Origin of the sequence: Pseudomonas sp. SR18, assembly GCF_023701505.1 — a bacterium.
Lineage (GTDB): Bacteria > Pseudomonadota > Gammaproteobacteria > Pseudomonadales > Pseudomonadaceae > Aquipseudomonas > Aquipseudomonas cyclaminis.
Map to the genome: position 1 here is coordinate 44,380 of NZ_JAMQAU010000014.1, position 16,228 is coordinate 60,607.

At 62.3% G+C, this 16,228-nt stretch carries 19 protein-coding genes; 15 read left to right on the forward strand and 4 right to left on the reverse strand.

The annotated features are described in order from the left end of the window. The first annotated feature begins 96 nt into the window (after positions 1–96). The 9 genes from mdcA (at position 97) to madM (ending at position 7,203) form a co-directional block, all read left to right on the forward strand. A complete protein-coding gene (gene mdcA, locus NDJ82_RS19860) occupies positions 97–1,767 on the forward strand; it encodes a malonate decarboxylase subunit alpha (RefSeq protein ID WP_250926141.1) in 1,671 nt (556 codons plus the stop codon). Further along, entirely contained in the window at positions 1,768–2,601 is an 834-nt protein-coding gene (locus NDJ82_RS19865; protein ID WP_099585824.1) for a triphosphoribosyl-dephospho-CoA synthase, read from the forward strand. Next, a complete protein-coding gene (locus NDJ82_RS19870) occupies positions 2,601–2,900 on the forward strand; it encodes a malonate decarboxylase subunit delta (protein WP_099585823.1) in 300 nt (99 codons plus the stop codon). The genes NDJ82_RS19865 and NDJ82_RS19870 overlap by 1 nt, the downstream gene beginning before the upstream one ends. Then, the gene (locus tag NDJ82_RS19875) at positions 2,893–3,732 is read left to right on the forward strand and encodes a biotin-independent malonate decarboxylase subunit beta (RefSeq protein ID WP_158879145.1); all 840 of its coding nucleotides are present in this window, start codon (positions 2,893–2,895) and stop codon (positions 3,730–3,732) included. Before NDJ82_RS19870 ends, NDJ82_RS19875 begins: the two co-directional genes overlap by 8 nt. Next, on the forward strand, positions 3,729–4,487 hold the full coding sequence (gene mdcE / locus NDJ82_RS19880; protein ID WP_250926142.1) for a biotin-independent malonate decarboxylase subunit gamma: 759 nt from the start codon (positions 3,729–3,731) through the stop codon (positions 4,485–4,487). The genes NDJ82_RS19875 and mdcE overlap by 4 nt, the downstream gene beginning before the upstream one ends. Continuing rightward, positions 4,481–5,077, forward strand: coding sequence for a malonate decarboxylase holo-ACP synthase (locus NDJ82_RS19885; protein WP_250926143.1), 597 nt, complete (start codon positions 4,481–4,483; stop codon positions 5,075–5,077). The genes mdcE and NDJ82_RS19885 overlap by 7 nt, the downstream gene beginning before the upstream one ends. Further along, on the forward strand, positions 5,074–5,973 hold the full coding sequence (gene mdcH / locus NDJ82_RS19890; protein ID WP_250926144.1) for a malonate decarboxylase subunit epsilon: 900 nt from the start codon (positions 5,074–5,076) through the stop codon (positions 5,971–5,973). Before NDJ82_RS19885 ends, mdcH begins: the two co-directional genes overlap by 4 nt. A gap of 67 nt (positions 5,974–6,040) precedes the next feature. Beyond that, positions 6,041–6,433 carry a malonate transporter subunit MadL gene (madL, locus tag NDJ82_RS19895; protein ID WP_112192657.1) on the forward strand — a complete coding sequence of 131 codons (393 nt, stop codon included), beginning with the start codon at positions 6,041–6,043 and terminating at the stop codon, positions 6,431–6,433. Positions 6,434–6,438: 5 nt separating this feature from the next. Continuing rightward, positions 6,439–7,203 carry a malonate transporter subunit MadM gene (gene madM, locus NDJ82_RS19900; RefSeq protein ID WP_099585817.1) on the forward strand — a complete coding sequence of 255 codons (765 nt, stop codon included), beginning with the start codon at positions 6,439–6,441 and terminating at the stop codon, positions 7,201–7,203. A gap of 110 nt (positions 7,204–7,313) precedes the next feature. Here madM and NDJ82_RS19905 read toward each other — a convergent pair whose 3' ends face one another. Further along, the gene (locus NDJ82_RS19905; protein WP_099585816.1) at positions 7,314–8,228 is read right to left on the reverse strand and encodes a LysR family transcriptional regulator; all 915 of its coding nucleotides are present in this window, start codon (positions 8,226–8,228) and stop codon (positions 7,314–7,316) included. A 144-nt stretch (positions 8,229–8,372) separates the two neighbouring features. On the opposite strand from NDJ82_RS19905, the gene trhA reads away from it, so the two are divergent. Beyond that, positions 8,373–8,990, forward strand: coding sequence for a PAQR family membrane homeostasis protein TrhA (gene trhA, locus NDJ82_RS19910; RefSeq protein WP_099585815.1), 618 nt, complete (start codon positions 8,373–8,375; stop codon positions 8,988–8,990). Here the strand turns inward: trhA and NDJ82_RS19915 are convergent. Beyond that, complete coding sequence (locus NDJ82_RS19915) at positions 8,985–9,887, reverse strand: LysR family transcriptional regulator (RefSeq protein ID WP_191946781.1); 903 nt, start codon at positions 9,885–9,887, stop codon at positions 8,985–8,987. The two genes, trhA and NDJ82_RS19915, sit on opposite strands and share 6 nt — an antisense overlap. Positions 9,888–9,983: 96 nt before the next feature. On the opposite strand from NDJ82_RS19915, the gene NDJ82_RS19920 reads away from it, so the two are divergent. The 3 genes from NDJ82_RS19920 to NDJ82_RS19930 are packed head-to-tail and all read left to right on the forward strand — an operon-like array spanning position 9,984 to position 12,511. After that, positions 9,984–11,231 carry a D-amino acid dehydrogenase gene (locus NDJ82_RS19920; RefSeq protein WP_250926145.1) on the forward strand — a complete coding sequence of 416 codons (1,248 nt, stop codon included), beginning with the start codon at positions 9,984–9,986 and terminating at the stop codon, positions 11,229–11,231. 10 nt (positions 11,232–11,241) lie between these two features. Then, positions 11,242–11,592, forward strand: coding sequence for a RidA family protein (locus NDJ82_RS19925; protein WP_158879142.1), 351 nt, complete (start codon positions 11,242–11,244; stop codon positions 11,590–11,592). 16 nt (positions 11,593–11,608) lie between these two features. Beyond that, entirely contained in the window at positions 11,609–12,511 is a 903-nt protein-coding gene (locus NDJ82_RS19930) for a transporter substrate-binding domain-containing protein (protein ID WP_250926146.1), read from the forward strand. Between the two features lie 74 nt (positions 12,512–12,585). Here NDJ82_RS19930 and NDJ82_RS19935 read toward each other — a convergent pair whose 3' ends face one another. Together NDJ82_RS19935 and NDJ82_RS19940 are read right to left on the reverse strand one after the other, a co-directional pair. After that, the gene (locus NDJ82_RS19935) at positions 12,586–13,305 is read right to left on the reverse strand and encodes a 16S rRNA (uracil(1498)-N(3))-methyltransferase (protein WP_112192652.1); all 720 of its coding nucleotides are present in this window, start codon (positions 13,303–13,305) and stop codon (positions 12,586–12,588) included. 32 nt (positions 13,306–13,337) lie between these two features. Beyond that, a complete protein-coding gene (locus NDJ82_RS19940) occupies positions 13,338–14,744 on the reverse strand; it encodes an adenosylmethionine--8-amino-7-oxononanoate transaminase (RefSeq protein WP_250926147.1) in 1,407 nt (468 codons plus the stop codon). A 272-nt stretch (positions 14,745–15,016) separates the two neighbouring features. Here NDJ82_RS19940 and NDJ82_RS19945 point away from each other — a divergent pair, with 272 nt between their 5' ends. Beyond that, entirely contained in the window at positions 15,017–15,568 is a 552-nt protein-coding gene (locus tag NDJ82_RS19945) for a cytochrome b (protein ID WP_112192650.1), read from the forward strand. A gap of 32 nt (positions 15,569–15,600) precedes the next feature. Then, on the forward strand, positions 15,601–16,179 hold the full coding sequence (locus tag NDJ82_RS19950; protein WP_099585807.1) for a YceI family protein: 579 nt from the start codon (positions 15,601–15,603) through the stop codon (positions 16,177–16,179). The last annotated feature ends 49 nt before the right edge of the window (positions 16,180–16,228 follow it).

Sequence of the window (16,228 nt, forward strand, 5' to 3'; positions counted from 1 at the left end):
TTACTCCAGCCGTAACGATCCACCGCCGGGCTTGATTGATGGCCCCCTGAATCACTCCTAAGGTAAGCCCACGACAGCAACCCTCGTGGAGCGACCATGACAACAATAACTACCCCCGACTCGCGCTGGACGCGGCGGCGCGATGAGAAGCAGCGGCGGCTCGGGCTGGTCAAGAAGTACGCAGACGGGGCCGTGCTGCCCAGTGACAGGATCGTCGAAGCGCTTGAAGCCTTGATCCTGCCGGGCGACCGCGTTGTATTGGAGGGCAACAACCAGAAACAAGCCGATTTCCTCTCGCGCTCCCTGGCCAAGGTCGACCCCGCCAAGCTCCACGATTTGCACATGATCATGCCCAGTGTCGGCCGTTCCGAGCACTTGGACCTTTTTGAAAAGGGCATCGCCCGCAAGCTCGATTTTTCCTTTGCCGGCACCCAATCCCTGCGCATCAGCCAGTTGCTCGAAGACGGCCTGCTGGAAGTCGGTGCGATCCACACTTACATCGAACTCTACGCACGGCTGGTGGTGGACCTGATCCCCAACGTGGTGCTCTCCGCCGGTTTCATGGCCGACCGTGCCGGCAATATCTACACCGGCGCCAGTACCGAAGACACGCCAGCGCTGATCGAACCCGCCGCGTTCAGCGATGGCATCGTGATCGTGCAGGTCAACCAGTTGGTGGACGATGTCACCGACTTGCCCCGCGTCGACATCCCGGCGAGCTGGGTGGATTTTGTGGTGGTGGCCGACAAGCCGTTCTACATCGAGCCGCTGTTCACCCGCGACCCGCGCCACATCAAGCCAGTCCACGTGCTGATGGCGATGATGGCGATCCGTGGCATCTACGAAAAACACAATGTCCAGTCGCTCAACCATGGCATCGGTTTCAACACCGCCGCCATCGAGCTGATCCTGCCCACCTACGGCGAATCCCTCGGCCTGAAGGGCAAGATCTGCCGCAACTGGACCCTCAACCCGCACCCGACGCTGATCCCGGCGATCGAAAGCGGTTGGGTGCAAAGCGTGCATTGCTTCGGCACCGAATTGGGCATGGAGAACTACATCGCCGCACGCCCGGATGTGTTCTTCACCGGACGCGATGGCTCGATGCGCTCCAACCGCATGTTCTGCCAACTCGCCGGCCAATACGCGGTAGACCTGTTTATCGGCGCCACCCTGCAAGTGGATGGCGACGGCCACTCCAGCACCGTGACTCGTGGCCGCCTCGCCGGCTTTGGCGGCGCGCCGAACATGGGCCACGACCCACGTGGCCGTCGCCACGGTACCCCGGCATGGTTGGATATGCGTCACGACGATGCGCCAGAGGCCTTGTTGGAGCGCGGCAAAAAGCTCGTGGTGCAAATGGTCGAGACCTTCCAGGAGGGCGGCAAACCCACCTTCGTCAACACCCTCGACGCGGTGGAAGTGGCACGTAAAAGCGGCATGCCGCTGGCGCCGATCATGATCTACGGCGACGACGTCACCCACCTGCTTACCGAAGAAGGCATCGCCTACCTGTACAAGGCGCGCTCCCTGGAAGAGCGCCAGGCGATGATTGCCGCCGTCGCCGGGGTGACCGCCATCGGCCTGCGTCACAACCCCAAGGACACCGCGCGCATGCGCCGCGAGGGCCTGATCGCCTTGCCCGAAGATCTGGGCATCCGTCGTACCGACGCCACCCGCGAGCTGTTGGCCGCCAAGAGCGTGGCCGATCTGGTGGACTGGTCCGGTGGCCTGTACAACCCGCCCGCCAAATTCAGGAGCTGGTAAATGCGCGCTCTTAAACTGCACGAACTCAGCCTCGCGGATCGCCTGGCGGACATGGCCGTTGATGCATTGATCGATGAAGCCGACCTGTCGCCCAAACCTGCCCTGGTGGACCGTCGCGGCAATGGCGCCCACAGCGATTTGCACCTGGGGCTGATGCACGCCTCGGCGCTGTCGTTGTGGCCGATGTTCAAGGAAATGGCCGAAGCTGCGCTTGAAATCGGTGAGGTCGGCTTGCCCCTGCGCGAAGCCCTCGGGCGGATCGGCCGTGAAGGTGAGCAAGTGATGCTGATCACCACCAACGGTGTAAACACCCATCGCGGCGCGATCTGGGCGCTCGGCTTGCTCACTGCTGCGGCAGCCCTGGAACCTCGCGCAGTAACGCTGAATGCCGCCCGATTGGCCCTGCTCAACGACCGCTACGCCCCACAATCGCGGAGCCACGGTGCTGAGGTCGCGCAACGCTACGGCGCCCGTGGAGCCCGTGAAGAAGCACAACTTGGCTTCCCCTCGGTGATGCAACGCGGCCTGGTGCAACTGCACAAAAGCCGCAGCCAGAACGCCGGCGAACAGAACGCACGCCTCGACGCCTTGCTGGCGATCATGACCGAGCTGGCCGACACCTGCGTGCTTTACCGCGCCGGCACCGAAGGCTTGCACGCGATGCAGCGTGGCGCCCAGGCAGTGCTCGACGCGGGCGGCAGCGCAAGCCTCGCCGGGCGCCGCCAGCTGCATGAGCTCGACCACCAATTGCTGGCCCTGAATGCCTCCCCCGGCGGCGCCGCCGACCTGTTGGCCGCCTGCCTGTTTATCGACCGCCTCGACGGAGCGTTGTGATGGAAACCTTATCCTTTGAGTTCCCCGCCGGGCAGCCGCCGAAAGGTCGTGCGCTGGTGGGTTGCGTCGGCTCCGGCGACCTGGAAGTCCTGCTGGAACCGGGCACGCCCGGCACGCTGACCATTCAGGTACAGACCTCGGTGAATGGCGCTCAGCAACGCTGGCAGCATGTGTTCGAACGCATCTTCCAGGAGCAGACGCCGCCCGCCCTGAAGATTGATATCCACGATTTCGGTGCCACCCCCGGCGTGGTGCGCTTGCGCCTGGAGCAGGGTTTCGAGGAGCTCGGCCATGATTGATTTCTCCAGACACAGCTTCGTTGAGCTGGGCGCTCGGCAGCGGGCCAAGGCCTTGCTGGACGCCGGCACGTTCCGCGAATTGATCGACCCGTTCCAACGGGTCATGTCGCCCTGGCTCAGCCGCCAGGGCGTGGTGCCCCAGGCTGACGACGGCGTGATCATCGCCAAGGGCAGCATCGATGGCTTACCGGTGGTGATCGCGGCCATCGAAGGCAATTTCCAGGGCGGCAGCCTGGGTGAGGTCGGCGGCGCAAAAATCGCCGGCGCGCTGGAACTGGCCGCCGAGGACAACCGCAAAGGCATTGCGACCCGCGCCGTGCTGCTGCTGGAAACCGGCGGCGTGCGATTGCAGGAAGCCAACCTGGGCCTGGCTGCGATTGCTGATATCCACGCGGCGATTGTCGACCTGCGCCAATACCAACCGGTGATCGGTGTGGTGGCGGGCAGCGTTGGCTGTTTTGGCGGCATGTCCATTGCCGCCGGATTGTGCAGCTATCTGGTGGTGACCCGCGAAGCGCGCCTGGGCCTCAACGGCCCGCAAGTGATCGAGCAGGAAGCCGGGCTGGAGGAGTACGACTCCCGTGACCGCCCGTTTATCTGGAGCCTTACCGGCGGCGAGCAGCGCTTCAACAGCGGTCTCGCCGACCGTTATGTGGCCGACGATGTGGCGCAGATCCAACAGACCGTCACCGCGTTGCTGCATCAAGGCATGCCCGCTCAACAGCGCAGCCAGCAGGCTGATCTGTATCTTGCACGCCTGGCCGAACTGGACGCGGCGGCGCAAATCGACCCGGCGACGGTTCGCGATCTGTATCAGGGAGAACGCTCATGAGAGGTTTGCAGTGGTTCAACGCATTGAGCGCCGGCGCCGCACCTGTTGACGGGTTGCCGGCTTCGCTGAAAGTCGCCGATGGCCCATTAGGTCGTTTTATCGCCGTGGTCACGGATGAGCAAAACCGCTTCCCTCGTGCCCGCAATGGCGAAGTCGGCCTGCTGGAAGGCTGGGGGTTGGCCAAGGCCGTGGATGAAGCCATCGCTCGCGGCGACAAGCGTCCCATCATTGCTATCGTCGATGTGCCGAGCCAAGCCTATGGCCGTCGTGAAGAAGCCTTGGGCATCCATCAAGCCCTGGCCGCCGCCGCCGACAGCTACGCCCGCGCCCGATTGGCCGGGCATCCGGTGATCGCGCTACTGGTGGGCAAGGCCATGTCCGGTGCTTTCCTCGCCCACGGCTACCAGGCCAATCGCCTGATCGCCCTGCGCGATCCTGGTGTGATGGTGCACGCCATGGGCAAGGCGTCGGCGGCGCGGGTGACCCTGCGCAGCGTCGAAGAGCTGGAAGTATTGGCCGCCAGCGTGCCGCCCATGGCCTATGACATCGACAGTTACGCCAGCCTTGGTTTGCTGTGGGAAACCTTGACGGTGAGCCAGATTGAACAGCCTACGGCGGACGATGTGGCGCGGGTCAGTGATTGTCTGGTGAGTGCGATCAAGGACATTGGCACGTCCGATTTGAGCGGACGCCTCGGCGCCACCAATCGTGCCGCTTCCAGCCACGTGCGCCAACTGTTGCGCGAGCAATGGTGAACGCCCACGACCTGCTCTGGGGCATGACCCCGGCGCATCTGCCCGCCGACGCACCGGCCTGGGCGGTGGACGTGATCAGCGCCGGTCACCCGGTGGTGGTGCGTCGCGCCCTCGCCGAGCCGGGCGAGGTGGCGATCGGTGTGCGTGGGCGTTTGCGCGAACAGCGTTTTGCCGCCGTGATGCCGATGGCGGCGGTGCGTCGGCGCGTGGTGCCGGAGGCGTTGCGCGCCGTGATCTCGACCCGGGATTTGCCCGCGATGCAGGCATTGCAGCAGGTGCGACCGGTGCTGGGCCAGGCAAGCTGGGGCGTCAGTGGCAGTGCGGGTTTTGAGTTGGCGAGCGGTATTGAAGCGCTGCATGCGATGAGTGACCTGGATTTGATCCTGCGCGCACCTGAGCCGCTGGATCGCAACGATGCGCGGGCGCTTCTGGAACAATTGGATAAGGCGGCGTGCAGCGTTGACCTGCAGCTGCAAACCCCGTTCGGCGCCGTCGCCTTGCGCGAATGGGCCGGGCCGTCACGCCGCGTATTGCTCAAAACCGTCAGCGGTGCGCACCTTGTACTCGACCCCTGGCAGGCCGTGGCATGAGCAGTCTGCTGGTGTTTCCGGGGCAGGGCGCCCAGCGCACGGGCATGCTCCAGGCGTTGCCGGCCGACATCCTGGCCGAGGCCAGCGATGCCTTGGGCGAAGACGTGCGCCGGCTCGACTGCGCGCAAGCCTTGGCCAGTACCCGCGCCGTGCAACTGTGCCTGTTGATCGCCGGCGTGGCGCACGCTCGCCTCCTGCAACACACCCCGGATTACGTGGCTGGTCTGTCCATCGGTGCCTACCCGGCAGCGGTAATCGCCGGCGCGCTGGCGTTTGCCGATGCGGTCAGGTTGGTCAGCCTGCGTGGTGAGCTGATGCAACAGGCTTATCCAAAGGGCTATGGCATGACTGCTTTGATAGGCCCGCAGTTATCCACCGTCGAAACCTTGCTGGCTGAGGTCCACAGCCCGCAAACCCCGGTGTACCTGGCCAATATCAATGCCGACAACCAGACCGTCATCGCCGGCAGTGATGCCGCCATGAAGCGCGTTGCCGAGCGCATCAAAGGCAATGGCGTCGCCAAGCGCCTGGCGGTCAGCGTGCCGTCCCATTGCGCATTGCTGGAGCAACCGGCCCAGGCGCTGGCGCAAGCGTTCGTTGCACTGAAGGCACCGCGTATCACCTATTTGAGCAGCACCCGTGCGCGGCCGATCCACAATCCCGAGCAACTGCGCGACGACTTGGCCTTCAACATGTGCCGCGTGGTCGACTGGCGCGGCACCGTGCAAAGCGCCTATGAGCGCGGCGTGCGCCTGCAAATCGAACTGCCGCCGGGCGCCGTGCTCACCGGTCTGTCACGCCGCGTATTCGAACAAGGTACGGTGATCGCCTGCGAAGGCGCGCGCCTGGACACGTTGCAGGCCCTGCTGCAAGAGGAGGAGCGCCGCCACCGATAAAGCACCACCCAAGGCTTTCGAAGCACAAAAACAACAATTTCGATCGAGCACTTTGAGGACAACAACAATGATTATCTACGGTGTGGCGTTTCTGGCGCTCTGCACGTTGGCTGGCCTGTTTGTCGGTGAACTGCTGGGTAAGTGGATGGGTATTCCTGCCAACGTCGGCGGGGTGGGCATCGCCATGTTGCTGCTGATTGGCCTGGGCAGTTACCTCGGCAAGCGGGGCTTGTTTACCGGCAAGTCGGAGCAGGGCGTGAGTTTCTGGGCGGCGATCTATATCCCTATCGTGGTGGCCATGGCGGCCCAGCAGAACGTGTATGGCGCCATCAGTGGCGGGCCCATGGCGATACTGGCCGGGACCCTGGCCGTGGTGCTGGGCTTTGCCCTGGTGCCGGTGTTGGTGCGCATCGGCAATCGTGAGCCGAGCGCGGCCGTTCCCACCAAAGAGGCGGGGTGATCGCCATGTACGAATCCTTGATGAAAGTGATCACCGGCTACGGCCTGATCAGCGGTTTCGCGGTGATCGGCCTGACCATGTGGGTGTCCTACTGGATCTCCGACACCTTTACCAAAGGCCGCCTGCACGGCTCAGCCATCGCCATCCTGCTCGGGCTGGTGCTGTCGTACGTCGGTGGTGCCTTCACGGGTGGCGCCAAGGGTGTGGTGGATATTCCGTTGTTGTCGGGCATCGGCCTGTTGGGTGGGGCGATGCTGCGCGATTTCGCGATTGTCGCCACGGCGTTTGGTGTGAGTGTCGATGAGCTCAAGCGCGCTGGATACGTGGGTGTGCTTGCGCTGTTTGTCGGGGTGGGCTCGTCGTTTGTCGCCGGCGTCGGCGTGGCCATGGCGTTCGGTTACACCGATGCGGTGAGCCTCACCACCATTGGCGCGGGCGCCGTGACCTACATCGTCGGCCCGGTGACTGGCGCGGCGATTGGTGCCAGCTCCGAGGTGATGGCGTTGTCGATTGCTGCGGGGTTGATCAAGGCCATTCTGGTGATGGTGATGACGCCGTTCGTGGCACCGCTGATCGGTTTGAACAATCCGCGCAGTGCGGTGATTTTTGGTGGGTTGATGGGCACGTCCAGCGGCGTGGCGGGCGGGTTGGCGGCGACTGATCCGAAGCTGGTGCCTTACGGCTGTTTGACCGCAGCGTTCTATACGGCGCTGGGGTGTCTGCTGGGGCCGTCGTTGCTGTTTTTGCTGATGCGGGGGTTGGTGGGCTGATTTCGGGATTTGTGCTGTCTGGTGTGGCGCTATCGGGGGCAAGCCCCCTCCCACATTTTTAATTGCGGATACATTCAAGTGTGGGAGGGGACTTGCCCCCGATAGCGGTCTCAGGCCTGCCGATTGGCATACATCCGACACTCCGCCAACAGCGCCAGTAAATTCGGGTCACGTTCCTTGGCCTTCAAGAACACCACGCCAATCTGCTGCTGCAACCGATACCTGGGTTGCAGCGGTATCAGCTTCACGCGGTTCTCATACACCGCCGCAATTCGCCCCGGCAGCAGCGCATAACCCACCCCCGAACTGACCATGCTCAACAGCGTGAAGATGTCATTGACCTGCATCGCCACTTTCGGCTCGAACCCCGCTTGCTTGAACACCCGGTTGCCATCCTGGTGAGTGGCGAAGCCTTGGGTGAGGGTGATGAAAGTAGCGTCGCGCACGTCGGCCAGGTCGATTTCGCGTTCACGGTCGAAGGGTGAATCGGCCGGTGTGGCGAGGAAGATGTCGTCGGAGAACAGCGCAATCTGCTCGCAATCGGGGTCGTTGGCGTGTTCGTCGAGTGAGATCAGGATCGCGTCCACTTCCATGTTCTTGAGCTTGTAGAGCAGGTCGAAGTTGGAGCCCAGGATCAGGTCGATGTTGAGCTCGCTGCGGCGGATCTTCAGGCCCATGATCAGCTGCGGCACGGTTTTGACCGTCAGCGAATACAGCGAGCCCAGCTTGAAACGCTCGGCGGAAAAACCCGCGGCTTCGCGGGTCAGGCGCACGCTGTCGACCACATCGGCCACCAGTTTCTGTGCGCGTTCTTCGAGCACGTAGGCACTTTCCAGCGGTGTGAGGTTGCGCCCTTCGTGTTTGAACAGCGGGCAGCGCAGGGCGTTTTCCAGGGAGTGGATGGCGCGGTGCACGCTGACGTTGCTGGTTTGCAACTCGGCCGCGGCGCGGGCCAGGTTGCCGGTACGCATGAACGCCAGGAAGATTTCGAGCTTTTTGAGGGTGAATTCTTCGTCGATCAGCATGGCCGCAGGCTCTTGTTCGAATGTTCCCGATTGTGCCCGCAAAACTGCGCGGCGTCGCTGGAACGTCATGCGGCACTTGCACTCTTAAGCCCAAGGCGGGAGGCTTGCCGCCAGCCGTTAATGGTTACAGGAGGTCGGTAACACATGTATCACGGGGAACGATTCAACGCCTGGAGCCATTTGCTCGGTGCAGTCGCGGCGTGTATTGGCGCCGTGTGGATGTTGGTGGTGGCAAGCCTCGATGGCAGCCCCTGGAAGATCGTCAGCGTGGCGATTTATGGTTTTACGCTGATGGTGCTGTACAGCGCGTCGACCGTGTACCACAGCGTGCGCGGGCGGCGAAAAGAGATCATGCAGAAGGTCGATCACTTTTCGATCTACCTGTTGATCGCCGGCAGTTACACGCCGTTCTGCCTGGTGACACTGCGCGGCCCGTGGGGCTGGACGCTGTTCGGCATCGTGTGGGGGCTGGCGGTGATTGGCATTTTGCAGGAGATCAAGCCGCGCTCCGAGGCGCGCGTTTTGTCGATCGTCATCTACGCAGTGATGGGCTGGATTGTCCTGGTGGCGGTCAAGCCGCTGATCGCCGCATTGGGCACCGCTGGGTTTACCTGGCTGGCGTCGGGCGGGGTGTTGTACACCGTCGGCATTATCTTTTTTGCCCTGGAGGACCGCCTGCGGCACTCCCATGGGATCTGGCATCTGTTTGTGATCGGCGGCAGCCTGCTGCATTTCGTGGCGATCATGCGCTACGTGCTATAGGCGTTCCAGCAACTCACAGGCGCGGCTGCCGAAGATCTCCAACAGCTTGGCCAACATATGCGGTGGTGGCTCATTGGCGCGGGTCAGGGCGTACAGGGTGATCGGCAGCGGCGGCGTGAGAGGGCGGATGCAGGTAGTGGCCGTCGAGGCGCCCAGTGCGGTGAAGGGGTCGATCACGGTCAACCCCGCGCCGGACTCGACCATCGCGCGCGCCAATGAATAGGTTTGCACCGAGATCGTCACCCGTGGCGCCGGTTCGACACTCTCCAGGTAGCTGTCGAGTTTGGCGGCCAGCGGGTCGGCGCTGGATAACCCAATCAGCGGCGCGCCGGCCAGGTCGGCCAATGGTAACGGCTGATGCAGTTCCGCATCCGGCCAATAGCCTTTGGACGCCAACGCCACCAGCACGCCGTTGGCCAGCACTTGGGTGGTCAACCCCGGATGGCCTGAGAAGTTGAGCGTCAGCGCCAGGTCAATCTCGCGCATCAACAGCTTTTGCACCAGTTCGCGGCTATGGTCGCTGGACAGTTCACAGGCCATGTCCGGGTAGTCGCGCTTCCATTCCAGAATCGCCGGTGGCAGCAGCGATAGCGCCAGCGCGGGGATGGCACCGATGCGCACGCTTTGTCCCGGCGCACGGCGCAAGCTCTTGGCCAGGCGCCGCACCCCTTGCAGGCTCGCGGTGACTTTCTCGACTTCGCTTTCCAGCGCCAGGGCTTCCGGTGTGGGTTGCAACTTGCCGCGCACGCGCAGGAACAAGGGGAAACCCAGCTGCAATTCGGCGTGCTGCAACACTTTGGTCACTGCGGGTTGCGACACGTGCAGCAGTTGCGCGGCGGCGCTGACGGAGCCGGTCTGGCGGATCGCCTGGAAGATCTCGATATGACGCAAGCGCATGGCAAGTCCATAACCTTTGTTTATAGGTGGCCCATCTTTATTCATTGTCGGTGGCCTGTCACCTGCGCCTACGCTTGAAGCCTCTGATTTAAGCGGGTGGCAGCGATGGTGTGCATCATTGGCGGTGGGGTGATCGGTTTGGCCAGCGCCTACGCGTTGGTACGCGCAGGCCATGAGGTGACAGTGATCGACGCCCGCGACAGCCTGGGCAGCGAGACCAGTTACGCCAACGGCGGGCAGTTGTCCTACCGCTATGTGGCGCCGTTGGCCGACGCCGGTGTGCCGCTGCAAGCGATTGGCTGGCTGTTGCGCGGTGATTCGCCGTTGAAGCTGCGCCCGCGCCTGGACCCGCAACAGTGGCGCTGGATGGCCGCGTTCATTGGCGCCTGCCGTGGCTCGGTGAACACGCGTAACGCGGCCCACCTGCTGCGTCTGGCCTCCCTGAGCCAGAGCACCCTGCAACAATGGCGTGTCGACGACCGCCTGGGCGACTTCGATTGGCGGCGCAACGGCAAGCTGGTGACGTTTCGCACTGCCGACACGTTTGAGCGAGCGCGCAATAAGGTCACCGATGTCTTGCAGCAACAGGTTCTTTCCACGCTGGATTGCGTCCGCCTGGAACCTGCACTGGCCCACGCGGCGCAGGGTTTTGTCGGCGGTATCTACACGCCGAATGAGGAAGTGGCGGACTGTTATGCCTTTTGCCAACGGCTGGCGCAGCGGCTTGAAGCTTCGGGGCGCTGTACCTTTATGCTGGGGCGCAAGGTGACTGGGGTTCGTCACGCCGACGGTGCAGTCACGGCCATCGAGTTGGGCGATGACGTGATGCCGGTCGAGCAACTGGTGCTGGCTGCCGGGCATCGCAGCGCGGAACTGGGGTTGCCGGGGTTGTCGCTGCCTTTGTATCCGCTCAAGGGCTACAGCCTGAGCGTGCCGATTGGCCCGCAGCATCAGGCGCCGAATGTGAGCATCACCGACTACGACCGCAAGATCGTCTACGCACGCATCGGCGAACAACTGCGGGTCGCGGCGATGGTGGATATCGTCGGCTTCGATGCCGGCCTTGAGCCCAAACGACTGGCGCTGATGAAACGTCAGGCTGTCGAGACATTTCCTACAGCGGGTGACTACGACCATGGGGTGGAATGGGCCGGCATGCGCCCCGCCACGCCTACCGGTGTGCCGCTGATCGGCGCCAGCGTCTATCGCAACCTGTGGCTGAACCTGGGCCATGGCGCGCTGGGCTTCACCCTGGCGTGCGGCAGCGGCCACCTGTTGGCCGAACTGATCGGCCAGCGCACACCGTCCATTGATATGCAGGGCCTGGCGCCCCGCGCCGCTTGAGGATGCACACATGACCATCAACCGAATCAGCAGCAACGAGCGTCTTTCGGGTGCCGTGACCTATAAGGACTTGGTGTTCCTATCCGGCCAGGTGCCGGGTGACGGTCAGGATGTAGCGACACAAACCCGCGAAGTGCTGGCCAAGATCGACGGGCTGCTGGCCCATGCGGGCAGTGACAAGGATCACCTGCTCAATGCAACCATTTACCTGAAAGACATCGGCACCGGCTTTGCACCGATGAACGAGGAGTGGTCGGCGTGGCTGTCGCCGGGGATGGCGCCCACTCGCACCACCTTGCAGGCGGAGCTGGCACGGCCGAGCGTGCTGGTGGAAATCAGCGTCATTGCTGTACGTAAATAACCAACGGAGCATAACAATGAAAAAAATCCTGTTGACCGGCTGTACATTGGGGCTGTTGTTCGGGGCTCAGGTTCAGGCCAATGAACCGGCGCTGAACGGCACGTTGAGCAAGATCGCCAACGCCAAGTCCATCACCCTGGGCTATCGCGATGCGTCGGTGCCGTTTTCCTATGTGGGGGATCACAGCGGCAAGCCCATGGGCTATTCGGTGGACCTGGCGAGCAGGATTGTCGAGCGCGTCCAGCAGAAAACCGGGTTGGCGGACCTCAAGGTGAAGTACAACCTGGTGACGTCCCAGACCCGAATTCCGCTGGTGCAGAACGGCACCGTCGACCTGGAATGCGGCTCCACTGGCGTGACCGCCGAGCGGCAGAAGCAGGTGGCGTTTTCCTATGGGTTTATCTACGTGAAAGGCCAGTTGCTGACGGCCAAAGACAGTGGCATCAAAGGCTTCAGCGATCTTGCGGGCAAGAACGTGGTGACCACCGCCGGCACCACCAACGAACGTTTTCTCAAAAGCTACAACGCCGAGCGCAAAACCAATATGTTCGTGATCAGCGCCAAGGATCACGGCGAGGCGTTCAAGATGCTGGAGACTGGCCGCGCAGTGGCGTTCTACATGGACGACGCGCTGCTCTATGGCGAGCGCGCCAAAGCCAGGGACCCGCACAATTGGGTCGTGGTGGGCGAGGAGCAGTCGCGGGAGATCTACAGCTGCATGGTGCGCAAGGACGATCCGCAGTTTCTCGCGGTGGTCAACGACACCTTGGGTGAGTTGTACCGCAGCGGCGAGATCAACGGGATCTACCAGCGCTGGTTTGAACAACCGATTCCGCCCAAGGGCCTGAACCTGGAGTTCCCGATGACCAGTGAGTTGAAGGCGATCATTGCCAAACCGGTCAGCGACCCTGTCGAGTAAGACGGGGTAATCCAATCCAAATGTGGGAGGGGGCAATCTCCCTCCCACATTTTTGACTGGGTTGGCAAAGGCGGTTAGAAGTCGCCCCAGAGTTGTTGGGCGACGGCCAATGCGACGACGGGCGCGGTCTCGGTGCGCAACACCCGCGGACCCAGGCGCGCTGCATGGAAGCCGGCACTTTGGGCAGTGTCGACTTCATGGTCGGTCAAGCCGCCTTCCGGCCCGATCAGGAAGGCCAGGCTCGACGGCTTGGCATGGCTGATCATCGGCTCGGCCACCGGGTGCAGCACCAGCTTGAGGTCAGCTTCGGCCTGTTTCAGCCAGTCCGCCAGCAACAGCGGTGGGTGAATCAGCGGCACCGTGGAGCGTCCGCATTGCTCACACGCACTGATCGCCACTTGGCGCCAGTGCAGCAGGCGCTTGTCGGCGCGTTCGTCCTTGAGGCGCACTTCGCAGCGGTCGCTGAAAATCGGCGTGATTTGGTTGACCCCCAATTCAGTGGCTTTCTGGATCGCCCAATCCATGCGTTCGCCTCGGGACAGGCCCTGGCCGAGGTGGATGTGCAGCGGCGATTCAGCCTGGCCGTTGAAGCTTTCGGTGAGGTTTACGGTGACACGTTTTTTCCCGACCTCCAGCAAGGTGCCGCGAAACTCCTGGCCGGAGCCGTCGAACAATTGCACGGCGTCGCCGTCGACCATGCGCAGCACGCGGCTGATGTAGTGCGCCTGGGCTTCGGGCAGTTCATGGTCACCGAGGCTCAGCGGGGTGTCGGTGAAAAAGCGGGACAGTCTCATGTCTGTTCTCTGAAGAATTGAGGTAGGAGCCATCAGCCCGGGTCGCGAAAGCCTGGGTGGAAGTCTGTTGGCACGGCGACGCTGACCTTGCTGTTGGTCGCGATATCGATGCCTTCGCTGGCGACGGTGGCGAGGAAGTCGATCTGCTCCGGCGTAATCACATACGGCGGCAGGAAATACACCACGCTACCCAATGGCCGCAGCAGCGCGCCACGTTCCAGGGCGTGTTCGAACACCTTCAAGCCACGGCGTTCCTGCCACGGGTAGGCGGTCTTGGTGGCCTTGTCCTGGACCATTTCGATGGCCAATACCATGCCGGTCTGGCGCACTTCCGACACATGGGGGTGATCGACCAGGTGGGCAGTGGCGGTAGCCATGCGCTGGGCCAGGGCCTTGTTGTTTTCGATGACGTTGTCTTCTTCGAAAATATCCAGGGTTGCCAGGGCCGCCGCGCACGCCAGCGGGTTGCCGGTGTAGCTGTGGGAATGCAGGAAGGCGCGCAGGGTTGGGTAGTCATCGTAGAACGCGTCGTAGACGTCGTCCGTGGTGACCACGGCCGCCAGCGGCAGGTAGCCACCCGTCAGGGCCTTGGACAGGCACAGGAAGTCCGGGCGGATGCCGGCCTGCTCACAGGCGAACATCGTGCCGGTACGGCCGAAGCCTACGGCGATTTCATCGTGGATCAGGTGCACACCATAGCGGTCGCAGGCTTCGCGCAGCAGCTTGAGGTACACCGGGTGGTACATGCGCATGCCGCCTGCGCCCTGGATCAGCGGCTCGACGATCACGGCGGCGACGGTGGCGTGGTTTTCTGCCAGGGTCTGTTCCATGGCCAGGAACATGTTGCGCGAGTGCTCTTCCCAGCTCATGCCTTCGGGCCGCAGGTAGCAGTCCGGGCTTGGCACCTTGAGGGTGTCGAGCAGCAGCGCCTTGTAGGTCTCGGTAAACAACGGCACGTCGCCCACCGACATCGCTGCGATGGTTTCGCCGTGATAGCTGTTGGTCAGGGTGACAAAGCGCTTTTTGTCCGGCAGGCCGCGGTTGAGCCAGTAGTGGAAGCTCATCTTCAGGGCAACTTCAATGCACGACGAACCGTTGTCAGCGTAGAAGCAGCGGGTCAGGCCTTCGGGCGTCATCGCCACCAGGCGCTCGGAAAGCTCAATCACCGGCTGATGGCTGAAACCGGCAAGGATCACGTGTTCCAACTGATCGACCTGATCCTTGATGCGCTTGTTGATGCGCGGGTTGGCGTGGCCGAACACGTTGACCCACCAGGAACTGACGGCGTCGAGGTAGCGCTTGCCTTCGAAGTCTTCCAGCCAGACGCCTTCACCGCGCTTGATCGGGATGAGCGGCAGTTGCTGGTGGTCTTTCATCTGGGTGCAGGGATGCCACAGCACGGCGAGGTCGCGTTGCATCCACTGGTTGTTCAAGCCCATCGGTGATCTCCTCGAAGCGGTCCTGCGAGCGGCGCAGGCGAAACAATCGCGCAAGCCTATGCAATGGTGGCCTGGGTCACAAGCCATTGTCGGGAATTCGGAGTAAACGCAGGACGGACTGTCACGTTTCTTAGGAATAGTCCTTAATCCTTGGTTAACTTATTGTGCATACGCTCCAGATCGTATTTCTCGATATTTCAAAGCGAAATTTTCCGCTTTAATTCGATAGGTAAAACGCTAATCTTGGGCGCGGCTCTTACGGGATTAAGTACATGCAGCTACGTAACTCTCCAGCCCGTTACGGCTGGGTCAGTATGATTTTGCACTGGGGCGTGGCCCTGGTTGTATTCGGTCTGTTCGCCCTGGGCTTGTGGATGGTCGGGCTCGACTACTACAGCGCCTGGCGCAAAGATGCGCCGGACCTGCACAAGAGCATCGGCATCACGCTGTTCGCCATCATGCTGGTGCGTATCGTCTGGCGCCTGCTCAGCCCGCCACCGCCACCGTTGGCCAGCTACAGCCGCCTGACCCGCCTCGGTGCTGCGTTTGGCCACGGGTTCCTCTATTTCGGCCTGTTTGCCGTGATGATTGCCGGTTACCTGATTTCCACCGCAGACGGTGTCGGTATCCCGGTGTTTGGCTTGTTTGAAATTCCTGCCGTGGTTTCCGGTCTACCGGACCAGGCAGACAACGCAGGCCTGGTGCATCTGTACCTGGCCTGGGTGCTCGTGGTCTTCGCTGGCCTACATGGCGTGGCTGCGTTGAAACACCACTTTATCGATCGTGATGCGACCCTCACGCGAATGCTGGGGCGCAAAGCCTGATGTTCAACCTCGACTCACAAGGAATATAAAGCATGTTGAAAAAGACACTCGCTGCTCTGGCACTCGGTACTGCTCTGCTGTCTGCCGGTCAGGTGATGGCCGCTGACTACAAAATCGACAAGGAAGGCCAGCACGCCTTCATCGACTGGAAAATCAGCCACCTGGGCTACAGCTTCATCCACGGTACCTTCAAGGACTGGGATGGCTCGTTCAGCTGGGATGCCGCCAAGCCTGAAGCCAGCAAAATCGCCGTCGACGTGAAAACCGCCAGCCTGTGGTCCAACCACGCTGAACGTGACAAGCACATCGCCAGCAAGGACTTCCTGGACGTTGCCAAGTTTGCTGACGCCAAGTTCGTGTCTACCGCTGTTAAATCCACCGGCGACAAAACCGCTGACGTGACCGGCGACCTGACCTTCCACGGCGTGACCAAGCCTGTGACCTTCAAGGCTACCTTCAACGGTGAAGGCAAGGATCCATGGGGTGGCGAGCGTGCTGGCTTCAACGCCAAGACCACGCTGAACCTGAATGACTTCGGCATCAAAGGCCCAGGCCCGTCGTCGCAGACTGTTGACCTGGACATCTCGCTGGAAGGCGTCAAGCAGAAGTAATTTCTGCCCACAGCAGGGCTCATTCATTTTTGCTGAGTCCAAAAAAATG